The sequence below is a fragment of the Escherichia sp. AM3 genome, from assembly GCF_032029835.1.
Classification (GTDB): Bacteria; Pseudomonadota; Gammaproteobacteria; order Enterobacterales; family Enterobacteriaceae; genus Escherichia; species Escherichia coli.
Window position 1 is genome coordinate 1 of sequence record NZ_JAVUPQ010000252.1, and the last position, 1,767, is coordinate 1,767.

The following is a 1,767-nucleotide window of genomic DNA, read 5'->3' on the forward strand; positions in this document are numbered from 1 at the left end:
GGTCAGCACATTCCAGCGTCATGGGCATACGAAGAGGGCAGCGCCATCGCTGCAGACTAAATACCAGCATTGTTATCAGTGTGAACAACAGACATGCCGGTAATGCAAGTGGCCAGATAAAACTGGCCACAAGACTTGCCACCAGGCAAAAGCCATAGATATTGAGACTCTGGAGTGCATTCCAGACAGGATTTCCCCAGGCTGTACGGTGTAAAAGCTCGGGGTTAACGCGATGTTCACTCATGGCCAGACTCGCTGTCGGTGGTTTTCAGGAATAAATTAAGCGTGCCAGTTTCCTGCAGAATTCCTGTAGGCAGATGCCAGCCGGTGTCGGACAGCACCCATGGGGTACCGGCAAATCCGAACTTACGGAAGGCGACATTGTTAACATCAATCGCAGCTCTGGCTGCTTTCAGGCATGTTTCATCTGCAGGCGTTGTTTCTTCTGATGGCGTCATCATTCCGTTATCTGCGGAATACAGTCGGTGCCAGCCGGCAGCACGTTTCTGAGCATCTTTTTCACACAGCAGTGGTGCCACACGGTCGGTGGATTCCTCTCCACCAATAACTGAAACCGGGTAGATAACGACATTGAAGTCGCTGGCCAGGCGTTTTAAGGCCGGCTCCAGAAGTCTGCAGTTAGGACAGGCAGGATCGAGAAATGCGAACAGGGTTCGTTCATGACCGGATGACAGGTTGATGGTAAACATGCCCCGATCGGCGTTCCGCTTCAGAACAGTAGCCAGATTATGTCGCGCAGCTGCGGCTTCCGGATTTTTGCTTGTGATTGTTTTCTCCGGGACCTGGACGTCTTTTTTCGGGGGAACCGGGAGTTGAATGCCTTCATTTAATGGCACAGTGTGATTCAGGTGAGGGGGTAGCAGTCGTGGCTCACCTGCTGTCTGTACTGCTTCAGGCGTTGTATCATCCCAGAATACACGATCAACATAGCGGAACAGAGAGAAGCCAATCGTTGCCATTACGAACAGCACAACGCTGGCGATTATGCCACGGAACAAAGGTGTTCTGCTGAAGCGGCGTTCCATCAGATATTCAAGGCGCAGGCAGGAATCAATAGCTGTAAGTATCTGGTCAGCGTTATGCTCCTGTTGATCAATCAGGACGGTTTCTCTGTTACGGGTGCCCATGGCGTCAAAGGCTATATGAATCAGTTGATTATTTCGTGTTACCAGCCCTGACAGGGCATCCCGTGGAAGGACGGCAATAATTTCTGTCCTGCCATCCGGCCAGATTGCCTGCACGGAAATATGTTTTGCAATGCGTGTTGCAAAGTACTCGATTGTCATTTTCAGTTCTCCAGATAATCAGAATTCGTTGTCTGTAGCAGGTGTGCGGGGCAGGATGTCGTCGGTGAGGGACCAGTTGGTCAGGATGCGGCGTTTCCGGTCGCGATCTGGTTGTGGTTCATCCCAGATAAGACCGAGACTGAGCATATCCCGCCGTAAGCCTTCCACCGCTTCATCAACACAGGGTTCAGGGCAGGGAAGACCAAAACGCATGGCTTCGGCCTCTGCACGTGCAACGGCCACCACGCCAGCGCCTTCAATAAATCCTTTCGTGGTATTGGCGCGGTGTAATGCATAAAAGAGCGTCCTGTCCACGCCTTTCAGCCAAATCCAGTTGGGGGGCGTAAGTCGCAGGTCATGTGCATACAGCCAGACCAGCCCACTGCGGACGTAGCGATGTTGTTTCAGCCATTGCTGTGCTTCGTTGCTTTTAATCACTCTCTGGAAAGCTGATTTGGCC

1 protein-coding gene and 2 pseudogenes are annotated in these 1,767 nt (G+C 52.1%); all 3 read right to left on the minus strand.

What is annotated here, in order from left to right; translation table 11 throughout:
• Positions 1 to 244 (minus strand): annotated as a pseudogene (locus RTW80_RS24715) (conjugal transfer protein TrbC); the annotation flags it as partial.
• A complete protein-coding gene (gene trbB, locus RTW80_RS24720) occupies positions 237 to 1,307 on the minus strand; it encodes an IncI1-type conjugal transfer protein TrbB (RefSeq protein WP_136360499.1) in 1,071 nt (356 codons plus the stop codon). The gene trbB and the pseudogene RTW80_RS24715, both read right to left, overlap by 8 nt.
• A gap of 18 nt (positions 1,308 to 1,325) precedes the next feature.
• Positions 1,326 to 1,767 (minus strand): annotated as a pseudogene (trbA, locus tag RTW80_RS24725) (IncI1-type conjugal transfer protein TrbA); the annotation flags it as partial.